The organism is Acinetobacter rudis, assembly GCF_031157835.1.
Taxonomy (GTDB): Bacteria; Pseudomonadota; Gammaproteobacteria; order Pseudomonadales; family Moraxellaceae; genus Acinetobacter; species Acinetobacter rudis_A.
This window is the reverse complement of record NZ_JAVIDR010000006.1, coordinates 1-19,476: the sequence shown is the minus strand read 5'-3', so window position 1 is coordinate 19,476 and position 19,476 is coordinate 1. Positions and strand designations below refer to the sequence as shown.

Annotated in this window: 15 protein-coding genes; 7 read left to right on the top strand and 8 right to left on the bottom strand. The window is 39.0% G+C overall.

The genetic code is table 11. The features are described 5' to 3' along the window. Nucleotides 1-235: 235 nt before the first annotated feature. From ppx to RFH42_RS07580, 5 genes are read left to right on the top strand one after another with little or no spacing between them, the layout of a single operon-like run. Nucleotides 236-1,756 (top strand): exopolyphosphatase, encoded by a 1,521-nt coding sequence (ppx, locus tag RFH42_RS07600; protein WP_308974997.1) that lies wholly within the window; start codon nucleotides 236-238, stop codon nucleotides 1,754-1,756. A 37-nt stretch (nucleotides 1,757-1,793) separates the two neighbouring features. Next, nucleotides 1,794-2,618: an acetyl-CoA carboxylase carboxyltransferase subunit alpha gene (locus RFH42_RS07595; protein ID WP_308974996.1), complete on the top strand. Its 825-nt coding sequence runs from the start codon at nucleotides 1,794-1,796 to the stop codon at nucleotides 2,616-2,618. Beyond that, nucleotides 2,555-3,937: a tRNA lysidine(34) synthetase TilS gene (tilS, locus tag RFH42_RS07590; RefSeq protein ID WP_308974995.1), complete on the top strand. Its 1,383-nt coding sequence runs from the start codon at nucleotides 2,555-2,557 to the stop codon at nucleotides 3,935-3,937. The genes RFH42_RS07595 and tilS overlap by 64 nt, the downstream gene beginning before the upstream one ends. Then, entirely contained in the window at nucleotides 3,934-4,764 is an 831-nt protein-coding gene (gene proC, locus RFH42_RS07585) for a pyrroline-5-carboxylate reductase (RefSeq protein WP_308974994.1), read from the top strand. Before tilS ends, proC begins: the two co-directional genes overlap by 4 nt. A gap of 28 nt (nucleotides 4,765-4,792) precedes the next feature. After that, a complete protein-coding gene (locus RFH42_RS07580) occupies nucleotides 4,793-5,359 on the top strand; it encodes a YggT family protein (protein ID WP_308974993.1) in 567 nt (188 codons plus the stop codon). Nucleotides 5,360-5,419: 60 nt separating this feature from the next. Here RFH42_RS07580 and polA read toward each other — a convergent pair whose 3' ends face one another. Beyond that, entirely contained in the window at nucleotides 5,420-8,182 is a 2,763-nt protein-coding gene (gene polA, locus RFH42_RS07575; protein ID WP_308974992.1) for a DNA polymerase I, read from the bottom strand. Between the two features lie 177 nt (nucleotides 8,183-8,359). Here polA and RFH42_RS07570 point away from each other — a divergent pair, with 177 nt between their 5' ends. Beyond that, entirely contained in the window at nucleotides 8,360-11,281 is a 2,922-nt protein-coding gene (locus tag RFH42_RS07570; RefSeq protein WP_308974991.1) for a DUF2339 domain-containing protein, read from the top strand. A 64-nt stretch (nucleotides 11,282-11,345) separates the two neighbouring features. On the opposite strand, the gene RFH42_RS07565 is transcribed toward RFH42_RS07570, so the two are convergent. Together RFH42_RS07565 and RFH42_RS07560 are read right to left on the bottom strand one after the other, a co-directional pair. Continuing rightward, entirely contained in the window at nucleotides 11,346-12,275 is a 930-nt protein-coding gene (locus tag RFH42_RS07565) for a mechanosensitive ion channel family protein (RefSeq protein WP_308974990.1), read from the bottom strand. A 9-nt stretch (nucleotides 12,276-12,284) separates the two neighbouring features. Further along, a complete protein-coding gene (locus tag RFH42_RS07560) occupies nucleotides 12,285-13,097 on the bottom strand; it encodes a hypothetical protein (RefSeq protein ID WP_308974989.1) in 813 nt (270 codons plus the stop codon). A gap of 102 nt (nucleotides 13,098-13,199) precedes the next feature. Between RFH42_RS07560 and gspE the strand changes: the two genes are divergently transcribed. Further along, nucleotides 13,200-14,693: a type II secretion system ATPase GspE gene (gene gspE, locus RFH42_RS07555; RefSeq protein WP_308974988.1), complete on the top strand. Its 1,494-nt coding sequence runs from the start codon at nucleotides 13,200-13,202 to the stop codon at nucleotides 14,691-14,693. A gap of 60 nt (nucleotides 14,694-14,753) precedes the next feature. On the opposite strand, the gene RFH42_RS07550 is transcribed toward gspE, so the two are convergent. The 5 genes from RFH42_RS07550 to RFH42_RS07530 all read right to left on the bottom strand — a co-directional run bounded on the left by RFH42_RS07550 (nucleotide 14,754) and on the right by RFH42_RS07530 (nucleotide 18,932). Then, nucleotides 14,754-15,332: a hypothetical protein gene (locus tag RFH42_RS07550; RefSeq protein WP_308974987.1), complete on the bottom strand. Its 579-nt coding sequence runs from the start codon at nucleotides 15,330-15,332 to the stop codon at nucleotides 14,754-14,756. A gap of 84 nt (nucleotides 15,333-15,416) precedes the next feature. Next, complete coding sequence (locus RFH42_RS07545; protein WP_308974986.1) at nucleotides 15,417-16,241, bottom strand: carbon-nitrogen hydrolase family protein; 825 nt, start codon at nucleotides 16,239-16,241, stop codon at nucleotides 15,417-15,419. 31 nt (nucleotides 16,242-16,272) lie between these two features. Beyond that, nucleotides 16,273-16,785, bottom strand: coding sequence for an anti-anti-sigma factor GigB (gene gigB, locus RFH42_RS07540; protein ID WP_308974985.1), 513 nt, complete (start codon nucleotides 16,783-16,785; stop codon nucleotides 16,273-16,275). A gap of 112 nt (nucleotides 16,786-16,897) precedes the next feature. After that, nucleotides 16,898-17,866: an RsbU family protein phosphatase GigA gene (gene gigA / locus RFH42_RS07535; RefSeq protein WP_308974984.1), complete on the bottom strand. Its 969-nt coding sequence runs from the start codon at nucleotides 17,864-17,866 to the stop codon at nucleotides 16,898-16,900. Nucleotides 17,867-18,017: 151 nt separating this feature from the next. Then, the gene (locus tag RFH42_RS07530; protein ID WP_308974983.1) at nucleotides 18,018-18,932 is read right to left on the bottom strand and encodes an MlaA family lipoprotein; all 915 of its coding nucleotides are present in this window, start codon (nucleotides 18,930-18,932) and stop codon (nucleotides 18,018-18,020) included. Nucleotides 18,933-19,476: the final 544 nt, after the last annotated feature.

Below are 19,476 nucleotides of genomic sequence, written 5' to 3'. Positions count from 1 at the left end.
TTTAGTATTACACAGACATCATTAACAATGTATAGAATCATTTGAATTTTGATTTCTAATTGCTCATTTGTCCAATTGAGCTTGCCGATTTACTTGATCGGAGGGTTTTAGTTGTCACATTAATGTCACATATAGACAAAAATTAAGTACTCATCGATAAGTCTACATAAATGGCTTTTAAATTACAGTTATGTGAATTAATCTAGGCACAATTCTGCAAGGGTTTGTATAGATAATGTCTGATTTTTTGATTGATGAAGAGCTGCTCGCAGCGATTGATATGGGATCAAATAGTTTTCATTTGGCGATTGCTCGAGTGGATCACGGTGAAGTAAAAAAAGTCGCTTCGATGTCAGAAAAAGTGCAACTCGCTGCCGGTCTAGATGAAAATAAAAATTTAACGGAAGCTGCGCAACAACGTGGTTTGGCTTGTCTTGCGCGTTTTGTTGGTCGTTTGAGTTCTGTACAACCTAATCGTTTACGAATTGTTGCAACCAATGCTTTACGTCAGGCTAAAAATGGTCATGAATTTATTCAAAAAGCAGCTGAAATTTTACCCAAGCCTATTGAAATTATTGCAGGCCGTGAAGAAGCGCGTTTAATTTATTTGGGCGTTTCTCATACTTTGGCTAACAGCGGTCGTCGTTTAGTGATTGATATTGGTGGTGGTTCAACTGAATTGATTATTGGTGAAGAATTTGAGCCAATTCATACTGAATCGTTACAAATGGGATGTGTAGCATACAGTAAAGCTTTTTTCCCAAATGGTGAGATTAGCCAGAAAGATTTTGATAAAGCAGTTGTGGCTGCACGTAAAGAATTGTCAGGTATTGCCAATACCTACCGTGAAGCAGGTTGGGATACAGTCGTTGGTTCGAGCGGTACGATTAAAGCTTGTCGTCAAATTACCATTAACATGGGGTGGAGTGATGATAAGGAAAACTTAACACGCGAAGGCCTAGAAAAATTAAAAGAAAAACTACTCAAATTTAAACATGTTTCTGAACTTGATTTCGATGGATTAAAAGACGATCGTCGATGGGTTCTACCTGCTGGGCTTGCTATTTTATACGCTATTTTTGAAGTACTAGAGATTGATAAGCTCGTGTATTCAGATGGTGCATTACGTGAAGGTGTGATGTATGACCTTTTAGGACGTTTTCAACATGAAGATGTCCGAGATCGTAGTGTTCAAGCACTGATGGGACGCTATGGGGCGGACTTGAAACAGGCTCGTCGTGTTGATGATGTTGCTCAGCAGCTCTTAGCGAATATTGCTGAACAATTTGATTTTAATACTGAAGATAGTGACCTATTAAGACGCTCTGCTTATTTGCACGAGATTGGTTTAGCAATCAGTCATGGTGGCTATCATCGTCATGGGGCGTATTTGTTACAGCATTCAGATATTCCAGGCTTCTCACAAATTGATCAAATTCATTTGGCACATTTGGTCGGTCATCATCGTCGCAAACTCCGCACCGATGATAAAGTTGATGTTATTCGTGCTGGTAGCCGCAAGCTTATGCACCTTTGTTTGATTTTAAGGCTAGCAGTTTGTCTTAATCATAGTCGTAGCGATGCGATGCTTCCTGCCATTGAATTGACTGCTATAGATGCGCAACAATGGCAGCTTAGCGTTTCTGGTGATGCCAAACAATGGCCACTGCTTGTTGCCGATTTGCATGATGAGCAAATCCAGTTCAAGCACTGGGATATTGACTTGAATATTCAGTCGGAACAATTTATCAGTTAACCGAAATTTGAGTTAATTTAGGGATAATGATCGACATATGAAAAATAAAGCAGCTCAATCTAAGGCTTGGAAAACAGTCCAAGTTGCACGTCATCCAGATCGTCCACAATTTTTGGACTATGTGAGTGAAATTTTTACCGAATTTGATGCCCTTCATGGCGATCGTCTCTATGGTGATGATGGTGCGATGATTGGTGGTTTGGCGCGTTTAGATGGACAAGCGGTAATGGTTGTTGGCCAACATCGTGGTCGTAGTACTCGTGAAAAGTTACAACATAACTTTGGTATGTGTAATCCTGAGGGCTATCGTAAATCTCAACGCCTATTTGATATGGCTGAGCGTTTTAACCTTCCTGTATTTACTTTTGTAGATACCATGGGTGCTTACCCTGGTGTTGGTGCAGAAGAGCGTGGGCAAGCAGAAGCAATTGCTGTAAATTTGGCTCAATTGTCTAATTTACGTGTTCCAGTCATTGCCACAATTTTAGGTGAAGGCGGTTCTGGTGGTGCTATTGGTATAGGCGTTGCCGATCGCGTTGTTATGCTTTCTCACAGTATTTACTCTGTGATTTCTCCAGAAGGTTGTGCTTCTATTCTTTGGAAAACAGCAGAGAAAGCAGAACAAGCCAGTGAAGCTTTAGCATTAACAGCTGACAAACTGCAAAAAATGGGTATAGTTGAGGACGTGATCGATGAAGGTGAGGGGGCGCATATTAACCCTCAAGAGGTCATGGATAAACTTAAAGTTGTACTGACGCAAGCTTTGCAGCAGTTGCAACCTATGGATGCAGATGAGCGATGCGAAGCACGTTATCAACGTTTAATGAAATTTGGCAGCGAGAATTTAGGTCTTACTGCTTAACACAAACAGCGAGTTTCTCTACAGAGGCTCGCTTCTTAGTTGGATGTAGTGGCGGCATGGATTCCATGCTGTTATTGTTTTTACTATCTGAAATTTTTCCAGACCGTATACGGGCAATTTATATTAATCATCAATTACAGGCACCAAGTACATCTTGGGGTGAGCTTGTGCAAACATTTTGCCAAAAAATAGGGGTGGAATGTATTGTGCAAGCTGTTGATGTTCAACAGGGTAATCTAGAAAATCAAGCCCGAAATGCGCGTTATCAAGCATTCTCTCAACACCTCTCTCAGCACGAGATATTGGTTCTCGCTCATCATCAACAAGATCAAGCAGAAACGATGTTTCTTCGACTATTGACTGGTACAGGTGTTAAAGGGCTAGCTGCAATGCAGCCTTATGAATCACGTGATCAATTTAAACTTTGGCGACCTTTTTTAAAGTTAACACGTGAGCAAATTGCGCAATGGGTTGGGGAGTTACAACTTCCTTTTGTTGATGATCCGAGTAATTTTGACTTACATTATGATCGAGCTTGGTGTCGTGCTGAGTTGTGGCCTATGCTGCAACAACGTTATCCCAAAATGCAATCTGCATTGGCACGTTGTAGTGAGTTAATGCACGATGCTGATCAAATTTTACAAGAAGTTTTGCAACAAGATTGGGAAAATTGCGGTAATGCACAAGAATTGAATCTTGAAAAGCTGTGCTGTTTATCCATAGCACGCCAACGCCAGCTTTTGTCAGCTTGGATGAAAGGTGAGCAGAACTATCGGCCTGCTTTGCAGATGGTAGAAAGGTTACAACAGGAAGTGATTGCTGCAAAAACTGATGCTCAAGCGGCATTGCATAGTAATGGTTATTATTATGTACGTTATCAAGGTGTAATTTATCGTTTACAACAACAAGAATATTTGGCATCTAAGCAGGACAATGATATTCATGATTGCGATTTAAAGCTCGAACTGTCACAGAAATTGTCGCTTGCATCAGGACAATTTCAAATTCAAAATACAGCTATGGGATTGCATCCCAAATTGTTGAAGCAGAATCTCTGTTTGCAGGTACGCCGAGGTGGAGAAAAAATACACCTTCATGGTCGTATCGGTCGTTGGCCATTGAAGAAAGCCGTACAAGAAGCACATATTTTCCCTTGGCAACGTCATACAATTCAAATATTAAGTATAGATAATGTTATGCTTGGTGTTTTTACTCCGAAGGGTTTTTGGCTAAGTCAGTCCGAGTATTGTGAGGCAGGGGGATGGATACCTCAATTGATCCCAAGCCATTCTAAATTTTATGTTGAGCGTGATTTATGAGTGCAGTTTTAAATTGTAATATCAGTTTTATTGGCGGCGGTAATATGGCTCAAGCCTTAATTGGAGGCTTGTTAAGTCGTGGTATGCCTGCAACTCGCATTACAGTTGCAGATCCCGTTGAAAAAGTAAGACAGGTTCTTCTTGAGAAGGAATTACATGTTACTGATGACAATTTGGCTGCAGTGCAACAAGCTGATGTGGTCGTACTTGCTGTAAAACCACAAGTTTTAACTACAGTATTGAGCCCTTTAAAGGGTCTGTTACAAAATAAACTCATCATTTCAATTGTTGCTGGTGCTGAAATTGATAGTATTGCGCACCTATTAGAAACTGATCAAATTGTACGTGTAATGCCAAACACACCTGCATTGGTGCAAACTGGAGCACATGGGATGTTTGCGACGAATGCTGTATCCGCTGAGCAGCGTGATTTGGCAAGTCAGGTATTGGCAGCAACAGGTTTAACACTTTGGTTGGATAATGAAGCTCAGATTGATGCTGTAACAGCTGTATCTGGTTCAGGGCCTGCATATTTCTTCTACATGATGGAAAGTATGATTCGTGCAGGAAAAAATCTTGGGCTAGATGAAAAGGTAGCTACAGCACTGACTTTGCAAACTGCATTAGGTGCAGCACAAATGGCTATTACTAGCTCAAATACTCCAGCTGAATTGAGAAAAAATGTGACTTCTCCTAATGGCACTACACAAGCAGCTTTGGAAGTATTTGACCGTGCTCAGGTTTCACAAAATATTCAAGCTGCTTTGGCTGCAGCACAAAAACGTAGCCAAGAGTTAGCACGTGACTTAAGTGAAAGTGTTAAGTAACTTTTATTATTATTAGGAAAGTTTAAATATGGCGCAATCTGCTGATATTTTTGCAATCATCATGAACGTCGCAATATTGCTGGTTTTCTTCCGTTTTTTAATGCAATTGGCAGTAGTTAACCCTTATAACCCTGTCGTTATGTCAACAATCAAAGCGACAAAGGTTGTTGATGTTTTTAGTCGAATTTTTCCGACAATTGCAAAAGGGCGAGTGAATATTGCCGCACTCATTTTATTATTGTTGCTATGTTTATTGAAAAAGTTTGGTGTAATGCACTTGAGTGGATTGCCACTGTATAACGGTACTTTCTTATTGGTTGCAACCTTGATGGAAAGTATACAATCACTTATTCGTATTCTTAAGTATTTGATTTTTGCAACAATTATTTTAAGTTGGGTGGTCATGTTTACTCAGTCACGTTCACCTTATATTGAGGTGGTACAAGAGTTAACTGAACCATTATTGGCACCTTTTCGTCGTATTTTACCTAATATGGGGATGATTGATTTGTCACCAATCTTAGCGATTTTAGCGCTGGTGATTGCAGATAGATTAATGAGCGAGGTCGCAATACGCTTACTTAGTGGATTTTAATAGATTATCCACTTACAGAGTATAAAAAGAAGGCTGCCTAAAGGCAGCCTTCTTTTTATTTTAATGCGCTTCGTCCCAATTGATCCCTTGACCAACTTCTACGATTAAAGGAACAGACAGCTCAACAACATTTTGCATTGCTTGTTGTACTGTATGAGCAACTTCCGTTGCCATTGATTGATCAACTTCAAGCACCAATTCATCGTGAACTTGAAGCAAGAGTTTAGCGTGCTGAGGATCTAATATTTGGTTGACTTGAATCATTGCAAGTTTAATGATTTCAGCCGCACTTCCTTGTAATGGTGCATTAATTGCAGCACGTTCAGCTGCTTTACGTACCATCATGTTTCGAGCATCAATTTCTGGTGTATACAAACGGCGTCCCAAGATTGTTTCAACAAAACCTTGTTCCGAAGCCACTTGGCGGGTGCGTTGCATATATTCATAGATACCTGGGTAGCGATGGAAATATTGTTTAATATAATTTTGTGATTCTTCACGGGTAAAACCGAGCTGGCGAATCAAGCCGAACTCTGACATACCATAAAGTAAACCAAAATTTACCGCTTTTGCTTGGCGACGTTGATCGGATGTGACATCTTCAAGTGCAATATTTAGCACCTCAGCAGCCGTACGGCGATGTACATCTTGACCATTTTTGAAAGCATCAAGCAAAGCTTCATCTTGGGAGAAGTGTGCCATTAACCGTAACTCGATTTGTGAATAGTCGGCAGCGAGTAGAATACGGTTTTCAGGAGCAACAAATGCTTTACGAATTTGACGACCAATTTCAGTACGAATTGGAATGTTTTGTAAGTTTGGATCAGTTGAAGATAAACGGCCAGTTGCTGTTAGGGCTTGGTGATAGCTGGTATGGACTCGATGTGATTCATCATTCGCTTGTTTTTGTAAGCCATCAGTATAAGTACTTTTTAGCTTCGTGAGTCCTCGATAGTCTAAAATAAGCTCAGTAATTGGATGATCGATTTTTTCAAGTACACTCTCACTGGTACTATATTGTCCAGTTGCTGTTTTTTTGCCACCTTTTAGACCTAATTTATCAAAAAGGACTTCGCCCACCTGCTTGGGAGAACTGACATTAAAACTATCTCCAGCAATTTCTTGAATATTTTGCTCAAGTTCAGTAATACGTTGATTAAAATCAACACTGAGCTGGTCGAGGAAGCCTAGATCAAGCTGTATGCCATTTTCTTCCATTTTGGTCAGTACACTGGCTACAGGCATTTCAATATTGTGCAGTATATGTTTTAGCTCAGGATTTTGGCTAAGTTTCTCATCAAGTACTTCATATAAGCGATAGGTGACATGTGCATCTTCTGCGGCATAGTGGGCTGCAACCTCAATATCAATTTGGTTAAAGGTCTTTTGTTTCACACCCTTACCAGCAATTTGTTCAAAAGTTGTAGTGAGATGACTTAGATACAATCGAGCAACATCATCCATACCATGACGTGTTGCCGCAGCATTGAGTACATAAGAAGCTAGCATACTATCAAAATACCAACCCTGAAGTTGAATACCATGATTCGCAAAAATATGTGCATCGTACTTTAAATGATGACCAATTTTTTCTACTTGTGGATTTTCCAGTATTGGTTTGATCAGGGATAATATTTGTTCACGATCAAGTTGTTTTGGTGCATTTTCATAATCATGAGCTAAAGGAATGTAATAAGCATCTTGAGCATCGAAAGCTACAGAAAAACCAACCAATTGAGCAATACGATAATCCAAACTGGTTGTTTCAGTATCAATTGCAAAACGTTTAGCATTACTTAAACGGGCAAAAAAGCTGTCCCACTGTTGTTCTGTTAAGATTGTGTGGTAATTGGCTTGGCCAAGTTGATCATCAATACTGCTACTGCTGGCTTGATCATTTGTAACAACTACATTTTCAGTTGCAGTCGAACTTGATGCTTGTATGCTTTGCTGATAGTTTTTGCCATTTGGATTGTTTGGATGATCTAAAGATTGTAATTGATTACGAAATTCTAATTCTGTATATAAACGACGTAGTTCATTAACATTCGGTTGGGCAAGTTTTAAATCGTCAAAACTTAGACTAAGCTCAAGATCACATACGATACTTGCTAACTGGTGGTCGAGTTTAATATTTTCCACGTTGTCTTTTAAGCTTTGGCCGACTTTACCCTTGATTTTATCAACGTTAGCTAAAATGCCTTGAAGGGATTCATATTCTGTAAGCAATTTTGCTGCGGTTTTTGCACCTACGCCAGGGACACCTTGAATACCATCAGAGGCATCACCCATAAGTGTGAGATAGTCGATAATTTGATGTGGCCAAACACCAAATTTTTCAAATACGCCATCGACGTTCATGGGTTTATCTTTAAAACTATCTTCTAAAGTGACTTTGTCTGTCACAAGTTGCGCCATATCTTTGTCACCCGTTGAGATGAGCACTTGGTGACCAACTTTTTCAGCATGTTTGGCAAGCGTCCCAATAACATCATCTGCTTCCGCTCCTGGAAGTGTGTGTAATGGGATTCCGAGCGCTTGGATTAACTGATGCAAATAAGGAATTTGCTGTGCTAATTCATCAGGCATGCTTGGCCGATCACCTTTATAGATAGGTGATAGTGCATGTCTAAATGTTGGTTCACTGGTATCGAAGATGACTGCCATATGGGTAGGCTGAATACGACGCATCAATTTTTGTATCGCAGAAATAGCTCCACGAATTGCATTGGTGTGTAGACCAGTAGATGTAGTCAGTGGTGGAAGCGCATGGTATGCACGAAATAAAAAATATGATCCATCAACCAATACAAATGGTGGCATTACAACAATCCTCATCAATTAACTCGACTATTGTACGTGATTTTGACGTGTTGCACAGAGTTCGCTAAGTTGAAAAATAATGTTGTTGTTATATCTATGTGAATAAAAGAACAAACACAATGTTATGGTTAAGTTTCCGCTATGATTTGTTTATTGAAAATAGAGAATATAAAAAAAATGCTGGGTGTACATAGTGAGATACGAATCATTTGGTTAGTGTTGCTTGTCATGATGGGGATAATTTCATGGTTTTTGTCGATTCCATTGTTAAGCTATTTTTGCGGTTTAGCATTTGTGCTGAGTGTAATGCACTATGTAGATACCACTCAGCAAACAAGCCTTAAACTTGCACAGCATCAACAGATAACAATGACTACATTTTCAAAAACGCCACTTTATTTGGCCGTATTGCTCATTGGGGCTGGTTTATTTATAGATCGACATTGGATGACTGTGGTTGGGTTGATGATTTGGATCTATTTTTTTCTGAGGTGGTTAGGACGAGTGGAACGTACGCTGGCATTGCTTCAACAGCAAATACAGCAACAACATCAGCCTCATATGATGACAAAGCAAGATCAAGCAGAGGCTATGGTTGTCCCATCGCAATTTGAGGATACTTCTGTAGCAGTGCCAGCTCATACCGAGCTATTAGAAACAATCCCTTTAAGTGATATCACACTAAATGATGCCAATGAAATAGCATCAAGCGCTCAAGCTCATGTCATACATAATGTAGCGACTGATACTGTGAATGAAAAGACAGTGACAAGTGCTGTATTGTCATCTTCAGGTCGTATCCATTCTACCCAACGTACTGAAGCAAACAACAGCGAGCCGTTAAATCTATATCAACAACTGCAACAGTGGATTTTTAAAGGTAATCCAGTACTTAAAGTGGCAATTGGCATATTGTTAATTGGCATTATTTTACTTCTGCGTTTTGCAACAGAGCATTGGCAATTAGAGCTTGCTGTACAATTAACTGTTGTGGGTGTGGTATGTGCGGCAGTGGTTCTTTTAGGACAGCGTTTATTTGATAAAAACCGCGGCTTTGCTCTTGGGCTTGAAGGGTTGGGGATGGCGGGTCTATGCCTAAACCTTTTCTTTGCCTATTACAATCAACTCATCCCCAATTTGATTGTTGCTGCTCTATTATTCGTTGTCTTGATGTTGATTACAGTACGTTTTAGTCTTAAACAACAATCTATAGAATTAGCGTTGATGGCAATCATTATTGCATATATCGCGCCTTTTACTCTGCCAATAAGAGAAATGAGTAGTGTTGAATTATTAGCATATTATTGGCTGGTTAATTTAGCCGTTGCATTGTTAAGTAGCTTAAGACCTTGGAAAGTACTGACTCAGATTACATGTTTATTGACAGTGTTCATTGGCACGATTTATGGGATGCTGCATCCATATGCTGAACAATTTCAATTGGTTGTTGCGATATTGGCACATGGTGCTATTTTTATTTGGTTAGGGTTTCGCTACAGTCAGTTGTTGGCCAAGCAAGATTTACAACACTTTAACTTAAAACCGATGCTCGATTTAGCACTGGTTTTTGGCGTTCCGATGGTCTCTTATGGCCTAATTTATCTCATCTATTTCCAACAACGATTCTGGCAAGCTAGTTTAAGCTTATTATTTGTGGCTGTTTATGCGGTGCTTTATCTGCTAGCGAAACGTATGCAGACAGTGAATGTAATTGCACAGAGTTATTTTAGTTTAATGCTCATTTTTATTGCATTTATTCCACCAATTTTAGCGGAAGGTTATTGGAGTGCAATGGGGTGGTCTATACAGGCATTGCTGATTTTTATTTTTGCTTTACAGCGCCAATCAAAAATAGCACGTTATCTTGCCATGGCTCTCAGTGTGGTTGCAGGCTTGTCAGGTGTTTATTATCTGTTGGCAGAACAGTTTGTTCCACGTAGTCTATATTGGTGTTTGAGTTTAGTGGCAATTGCCATGGTACTCATTGCCAATTCATGTGCATCTTATCGTAAACAATACGATCTACCGATGTTAGTACAGCATGTTTTACAAATGTTTAGTGCTATGTCTGTATTGATGTGGCTCATTATAGATGCGCTTGCTTTACACCAACCAGAAGCTGGTGTGTTGTTGTTACTGGTGTGTGCTCTACTGTGTATTAATGAATGGATGTATCGTACTCAAGCAATGTGGAGTTGGTGGATTGTACAGTGTGCAGCGATTGTACCTATTTACTTTTATGCCATTGTTAGTCTGTATGAATATGCTGAATCAGGCCAATTAATTTGGCCAAATGGCTTACAGAGAGGCTTATTTGTACTGAGTGGCCTGTTGCTGGTGCTATTAATATTACGGACTCGTTTAACCCTGCAACAAACACGAGAATTGAGTAGTTTTACTATTTTAGTTAGTTTGGGTTTAGCGAGTTTGGCATTGATTCCAAGTATGCCATATGTAAGTGTCGTTATTTTAATCGCCTTATTTGCACTATGGAGTTGGAAAGGTTCAAAACAACAGTTAAATCTAGTGTTGATTTGGCAATCTTATAGTGCATTATATTTAATTGCTGTTTGGATCATCACTTCGCAGCTCTTTGCACAGTCGAGTTTTAACAGTTATCTTCTGCCTTTAATTAATCCATTTGATGCAGTTTCTATGGCCATGTTGCTGTGTTTCTTATGGATGCTGAATTTGCAGTTAAAACGCAAGGTCGATCAAGGGCTTCTGGCAATTATGGTTGTGCTGAGCGTATTGTGGTTAAGTAGCTATGTGCTGCTTCGTGCATTACATGTGTATTTGGACACACCTTATAATCAAATACAATTATGGCAAAATGCTACGGTACAGTTCAGTTTGACTATGCTTTGGGTAAGTTTGGCCTTTATTACGATGACACTGGCAACCAAAAAAGCGATTCGTGCATTATGGTTGTTGGGAGCAAGCTTGTTGGTCATTGTAACGTTGAAATTGGTTCTATTTGATTTATCTCATATTGGAACCTTGTTACGTGTCGGATCATTTTTATTGGCTGGTCTAATTATGCTTATTATTGCCTATATAGCACCCATGCCTGAACTTAAAAAAGAAAATGAAGCTTAGAAAAATGCGGTGGGGCAAAATGGCCCCACCGCCTTATCGAATGAATACAGTAATCGATTGAGTGTTAAAGTTTAGGTTCTTTTTTTATGGCCTGATGATTGGCATATTGATCGATATCATCTGGTGAAAGCGCGCTGTGTGGTGTTAGTGGATGATCAACAAATCCAATTTTGGGCACAGGAATTTCAATATTATTTTCCACAAAAGCATTGCGAATTAACTCGTGCATTTCATCTTTGACCTGCATAAAGTTTTCTTGTCTACACCACAACGCAAATAAAATCTCAATTGAGGATTCACCAAAAGAAGTCACACTAATACGTGGTTTAGGATCAGCCAAGGCCAACGGATAATGTTCGCCAACTTTCATAAGTACCTCACGTACTTTGTTGATATCTTGATCAAAATTAATGGCAATACTGATGGGAATACGTCTGATTGGGAATTTAGATAAGTTATGTACAGGTGCTCGAATCAGTTGTTCATTAGGAAGGCGTACATAGACATTGTCCCAAGTAAGTAACTTAACTGAAAGTAAATCAATAGAAATCACTTCACCTTCAATTGTATGTCCACGAATTAAGGTAATTTGAATGGTATCGCCAATTTCAAAAGAGCCTTCACCAATGAGAAATAACCCACTAATTAAGTTTGAGGCAGATGTTTGTGATGCAAAGCCAATGGCGACTGTAAGAATACCAGCAGCACCTAAGAATACGCTGAGTTTAAAACCAGCCTCTTTTAGGCTAGCCATAACAAATAGCATAAAAATAAAATAAAAAATGCCTCGACGCCATACGAGTTGTTGATGCGCATTGAAACGAACACCAATTGTTTTAATAAAACCATTGGAGATGAGTCGTGCTAAAAAGAAACCAAATAAACAGAGAATTAGAGCGACCAATATTTCACTTATGCGGCTGGTATTAATACTGCCGATAATACTATTAATACTTTTGCTTAAATCTTGGGTTAAATTGGGGTTGGTTGGCATAGCTTCCCCTTAAAAGAATGAATCAAACATATTAAATAGTGCACTGCCTGGTGCACGTGGAGGGTGTACATAACTAACTTCACCAGCCAAAGGTGGTGTACGGCTTTCAATTTTAATTCGAGGCGGTGTGTTTGAATTTTCATGAAAGACTTTTATTTGTGATGTCCATAAACGCCCTGTACTTTCACTATAAAATAGAGGTAAAGCTGTAACAGGGACATTCATTTTGTCAAAACGGAGTTGGTGATTACTCACGTTGTGAAAATCTATTGGTGTAATTGCTCGGAAGGCACGTGTACGTAATTGATTTAAATCTGTACGTCCATCAACTTTAGTGGCATAACACATTTCACCGCTACGTTTATCAGGTCCAAACCATGTGTCTTTGGGTAAAATAACTGGAATATCAAATAAAGGATCTTTTTGGCTTTGTACAAAACCTGATAGCCAAAGAGGGGTGCTGATAAATAAGGTGCCACGCTGACCTGCAGGAATGTAGATTGGATCTGTTGGTCGAATCACGACAGAGCGATCTGAAAGTCTAGGCATTAACAGGAAGGTCCGATGGGTTTCCTTGAACATGTAACGCTCTATATGCGTGGGTTGAGGAAATGGCATTTCAATATCATGAATACGACACCATTGCTGCTCATAGTCAAATTGAATACTGGGACGATGATATTCAAGTCGCCATTCTTGTAGGCCACGTGTCAAACGAAAAAGTAGCGAACCAAATTGCCATGTTTTGGTTTGATTCAGCTCAAATGTTTCTTCACCCCACCATTTTATATGTGGTGAATTTGGCTGTATATGTTCAGTCAATTGATCTGTTTCCTCTAATGCTTTTCTTTTTTCACTACAGACTTCACGGTGTCATAAGCTTGGAGTACACTCAAAGCAATTTATTAGATAAATGCTTTTATCATGCAAGTTTTGAAACAATTACAAATACCATATAGTTTTGCAAAAAGGCATGGTGTGATATTGCGTTATGAAGGCGATCAAGTATATATCGTTCGTCGTCAAGATACCGCAAAAATTGCACTGCAGGAAGCACGTCGTTTCTTAGGGCGAGCTGCCCAACATGAATTATGTAGTGAAAGTGATTTTAATCAATTATTAAGTTCAAGTTATGTCGGAGAGACAGGGGAGTCTCAACAGGTAGCTGCGGGATTAGAAGATCATCCAGATCTACTGAGCCTCGCAGATCAAGTTCCTGAAACAGAGGATCTGATGGATCAGGAAGATGATGCACCTATAGTGAGATTGATTAATGCACTTTTGTCTGAGGCGATACGAGTAAATGCCTCAGATATACATATTGAAGCTTTTGAAAAGAAATTGTCTGTACGTCTGCGTGTTGATGGGCAATTGCGTGAAATTGTTCAGCCACGCCGTGAACTTGCACCATTATTAGTCTCACGTATTAAGGTCATGGCAAAGCTTGATATTGCAGAAAAACGTGTTCCCCAAGATGGTCGTATTTCACTTCGTCTAGCTGGGCGTGAGGTTGATGTTCGTGTGTCAACCTTACCTTCTTCTCATGGTGAGCGTGTTGTGATGCGTTTATTAGATAAGCAGGCCGGTCGCTTGAATATGACACACTTAGGATTGATCCAAGATGACTATCAGCGGTTATCACATTTAGTACAGAGACCACACGGTATTATTTTGGTCACAGGGCCAACGGGTTCAGGTAAAACTACAACTTTATATGCAGCATTATCAGATTTAAATGATGGTTCTAGAAATATTCTAACTGCAGAAGATCCGATTGAGTATCAACTTGAGGGGATTGGGCAAACACAAGTGAATACAAAAGTAGATATGACTTTTGCTCGTGCACTTAAAGCCATGTTACGTCAAGACCCTGATGTGGTGATGGTGGGGGAGATTCGTGATTTAGAGACAGCAGAAATAGCGGTACAGGCATCACTAACAGGGCACTTGGTTTTATCAACCCTACATACGAATACTGCTATTGGGGCTGTGACACGTTTGCAAGATATGGGTATTGAACCCTTTTTGTTGGCAAGCTCATTAATTGGTGTAATTGCACAGCGTTTAGTCCGTACTTTATGTCCACATTGCCATACTTGGTATGATGCTGATGGTACAGAGGCCGAAATGTTTAAGTTTATTCATAAGCAAACGGATACGGTCTTAAAGCTACCGCAGCCACAGGGATGTGAGCAGTGTTCACATACTGGATTTAGTGGTCGTACAGCAATTTATGAAATAGTTCCTGTTGATGATCAAATGCGACGTTTAATTCATAGTAATACTGCTGAATTTGAATTGGAAAACTATGCACGTCAACATGCTGGTTCTATTCGTGATGATGGTTTGCGTAAGGTATTGGCAGGTAAGACCACAGTTGAAGAAGTTTTACGTGTAACCAATAAGTCTGCAGAATGATGTATATCATTAAAAATGGCGCAATTGATGCGCCATTTTTATATCTGGGGACAAAACGGTTTAAAGAGGCCCTAAGGTGTTGCTAAACTTAATCGAATATTGCCCATTACTTTGTTTTTTTATTTGATTAAATAGAAAAACTTGAGGCATTTCTTCATCATCATTGAGCTGATAACTTTTACCGACCTGGAAGGATTTTTGTTGTTTGAATTGTTGTTCTAAGATTTCAATTCCAGAGAGATAAAATTGACGTTCCTCTAGTTGAAAGTATTGTCCGATATTTTTCAGTTCAGTAATTAAACATTGTTGACAGAGTTTTTGCTGACGCTCAATTTTTTCAGCATTTAAAATCAATGTGATATCAAAAGTATAATATTCGCAGCCACTATTTTTGAGTTGTATGGACTGCTTTTGTCCAAGTTGGGCCGTTTCTATACCAAAAGGAATGTGTAGATTGCCTTCAGTATTTTCAAGTTTAAACTGATGTTGTTGTAACTTTTCTTTAATCAGGGCTGGGGTGGCTAAGGCACGTACACAGTTGTTGTCAAAATTAAGCTGAGCCTGTGACAGTTCTTGTTTTGCTTGAGTGATCGTACTGAGTAGCATTGTACTCAAAGCTAAAATAAGCACTTTCAACATAAAGTGATCCGATAAATAAATACGGAGCCTTTGAGGGGGAGTCATTTGTATTAGTCTTCTTGGCGTTAGGGTAAATTACTTTAATTATAATTGAATGAGTCTACGATGTTGTATCAAAGGCATAGATGCACGAATATGGTTTTGTTCAGCCAAATCAAAGTTTACGTGAATGAGTCCAGTACCATCAGTATGAATCATACTGAGTAGCTGGCCACGACTATCTGCAGCAGCAGTATGTCCCCAAGTTTGGCGTTTTGCCCCATGCCACCCCTGTTGAGCTGCACCTGCAACTAAACATTGACTGTCCATTGCTCTTGCTTGTAATAACAATTGCCAATGCAATTGTCCTGTTGCATAAGTAAATGCGGCTGGGGCAGTGAGAATATTGGCACCTTGTGTTCTAAGTTTAAGTGCAAGTTCAGGGAAACGTAGATCATAACAAACCATAAGGCCAATTTGCCCAAATGGTGATGTTGCAGTGACTATTTCTGTGCCTGGTTCAAAAAATTTAGATTCTTGATATCCACCTACGGCATCGGCGACCATTACATCAAATAAGTGAATTTTATCGTAACGAGCTTCAGTACCTTCTGGACTGATGCAAAGACTACTCGTACGAACACGTCCATCTGGAACAGGCGTACCATCTGGGCGAAAAGGGCATGGTAATGTACCTGCGACAATCCATATTTGATAACGATGTGCTAGTGATTCTAATCGTGCTTGAATATCTTCAAACTGTGCAGCTGTTTCACGTTGTTTACCCGCAGCAAAACAAATGAAATTCTCTGGCAGCACAAGCAGGTTAGAACCTTGACTCTGACTCTGTTGTAATAACTGCTCAACGGTATCGAAGTTTTCTTCGATATCATTTTGAGAATTCATTTGGGCAATAGAAATCAGAGTCATAACATTTCCATGTTTAAGTTATATTTGCGTTTTATTGATCAGACACAGAATCCATTGTGTCGTGATGTTCTTCTAACTTTTTAACAAGCGGTTCAAACATGTTTTGATTGTTTTTGTTAAGTTTCATTAATGTCTTATGTGCGTCCAATACTGTAGAGAGCATTGCATTTTGTGAAATGTGCTCATCTATGAGGGCGCGAGTGCAGACATTAGGATCCCCACAATAATTTAAGATAACAAATACCTGCCCTAGCCCCATACTATTGGCCAGAGTGGTGATATCTGCATTGGTAGATAACATTACAGCTTGGATTTGGTGAGCTTGTTTAAGCTTTAAGCCTAATTTAGCTAAGACACCGAGTACCGTACTGTCTATAAAGGTGGTTTGGGTTAAATCAACAATTGCGCCAACGACGTTACTTTGTTGTTCAATCCTTGCCAAAAGTTTGTCTAGACTAATACAAGATTGGGCACGTACTTCTCCAATAATTTTGAAGATATGTGTTCCATCCAAACTTGCATATTCAATATGACCTGTTGACATAAAAATGCCATTTGAAGAAAGGATGGCAAAATTATCCCATAGCCAATCTTTATACTCAAGTGTTCAGAGCTGATGGTAAGGGGATTTGTTTTGTAATATTTTGATTGTATGGCTAATTCATTCTTCGCAAACTTAAGATTGCAATATCATCTGCGACGTGTTCTGGTGCTTGGAATGACTGGTTTTGCAGGTGATAAACCAGTTGGGAAAATTGTTCATTTAGTCCGCCACTAAAGGGTTCTAGCGCACCATCAGAACAAATAATAAAGCGTGCATGTCGTGTTAATTGGCACACAAATTCCTCAACTTCTAAATCTTCAGTGAGACCCAAAGGGAAGCTACTGGTATTTAAAATTTTTGGTGCTTGATCTGGTTCAAAAATAATCGCAGGAGGATAGTGTCCTGCACTCGACCAACGCAATTCATGACTTTCAAAATTGAGTGTGCCAGCAATCATTGTGATGTGCTTCTCAATATTTTCTTGAACTAGCATTCCATTCAATTTTTTAATTAATTCACGTGGTGTTTTTGATCGACCGTGAAATGCAGCCATCCAAGAAGTCAGTAATGAGCTAGTGACACCATGACCAGAGACATCGGCTAAATAGAACAAAATTTCTTTGTCACTGATTTTCCAATAATCGTACCAATCTCCAGAAAGATATGCCGAAGGCTGAAAAAACGTTTCTATTTGGTAGTTTAAAACTTGAATTGGATTAGGTAGTAAGCGCTTTTGTAGATCAGCTGCTGATGGTAGGTCTCGGCTGTCCTGATTGCGTTTGTATTGCGCATCAATTTTAAGTAAAGAATGCTCTGGGTGGGCTGGAAGTTTATTCCAAATCCAACCTGCCAATGCACCTAATTCCCAAGCCTGCGACAGTGCATTACCTTCATTTTCATGTGCGATAACAATTGTTGGTAAAGACCATTGATGAACAAGAAAATCTTGAACATCAGCAATCGCAATAATTGTGGGATCATACAGATGTATATCCTCTATGTTAATCATCTGTAAATTGGGCAGCGTTTCTAACATCTGTTCCAAGTTTACAATTTTTCGCGTTGGCTGAATGAAATACATAGAGTGAATACGATATCCTGTTAGGAATTAGTGAAAAATTTAAGGTTAAGTAAATTACTATACTCGCAGCGATTGTGAACTGACCAGCCTTAACCTAATGCATACTTGTAAAAAAGTTTATCAATATTGACTGAGATGGTGCTTAGAATGATTAGTTTTCTTCATTATCAGCATCATCATCACCAACAAAACTCATTGGTTCAGCATCATTACCTTTTTTCTCAGAGATTTCAAAACTTTTACGTTGTAGGTAGATGTCACGCATTGCGGCATAACGATCTCCTTGAAGCGCACTTTCAAGATCTAAGAATTGCGCACGCGCATCAATACCATTTAATGACATATAAGCTAATTCAAGGCCATATTGTTTATTGTTGATAAATGCCCAGTTAATTGGTCGAGCATATCCTTCAACAACATAGTCCAAAGAGTGTCTTAGTGTGCTTGGGCCCAAAACGGGTAGCATGAGGTAAGGACCAGTAGGGACGTTATAATAACCTAAAGTGGTACCTAGACTTTCTTCTTCAGTTGTTAACCCCATACGTCGAGCAGGATCTGCCATACCCAAAGAAGTTAAAGTATTCACCGTAAAACGACCAATAGATTTAAGGGCACGCATTGGGCGTCCCTGCACAGCTTGGTTTGTTGCATTCCAAGGTTCAGCCATGTTTTTTCTAAAGAGACGATAAGAGCTACGAACATCTTCAGGCACTTTAGTGACATATTGTACTGAAATAGGACGAACAATATTCCGATCAAGCATATCATTAAACTTAAAAATTTCACGATTGAGTGCTTGTAATGGATCTTTTACTTCATCTGCTTGTGCGGCATTAGCATTCACTTTGAGATCTTGGAACTTAAGCTGTTTAAGTTCCTTCATTACTGAAGGTTGGGCGGTTTTTGTTTCAGTATCTTGAATAACATTTGTTTCGGCTTGCTTCACCACAATTTGATTATCAAGAGAGGTATTACTTGGATTATCTAATGTTTTTTCTTGTGCATTTACCGTAGATGCCCAACTTATGCTGACTATACTGAGCCATAATAAATGATATCGATGCATATAATACCCTGAATATATAGATATATTAATAAGGTGGAAAAGTCTGAGTTGACCAGAACCGTATGCTTTGTATTCTATCAGTATTTATTTGAAAATTGTTTAAAGCGTATATTTCGCTTAAAAAATCGTTAAAAAATGCAGTTTTGATTAAAAAATAGACATTTAGTAAAAAAACCTGTAAAAAGCCCTTGCAGTCTAAAAAAATTAGCCTATAATGCACATCCATCGGCGGTGATGTTAAATAAAACTTCTGATAAATCAAGTGGTTAGGCAAGTAGGATGATTTACTGAGAGTAGATTGATCTGAAAGTTACTTAGATTTATGAGTTTGAAATAATTTAATATTTCAGTTGACTTTCTGGAAATAGAGAGTAATATAGCCGACCTAGCTTGCTGCTGACGAAGTAGAAAGTGAATCATTAAGAGATTATGAAGAACAACTTGTGTGGATTTTTACTGGTTGAGTTGATGAAATATTATCATTGATTGATTGGTAGAAATTACTCGAAGTTTATTTGAGAATTTTTTGTCAGTAATTGATGAG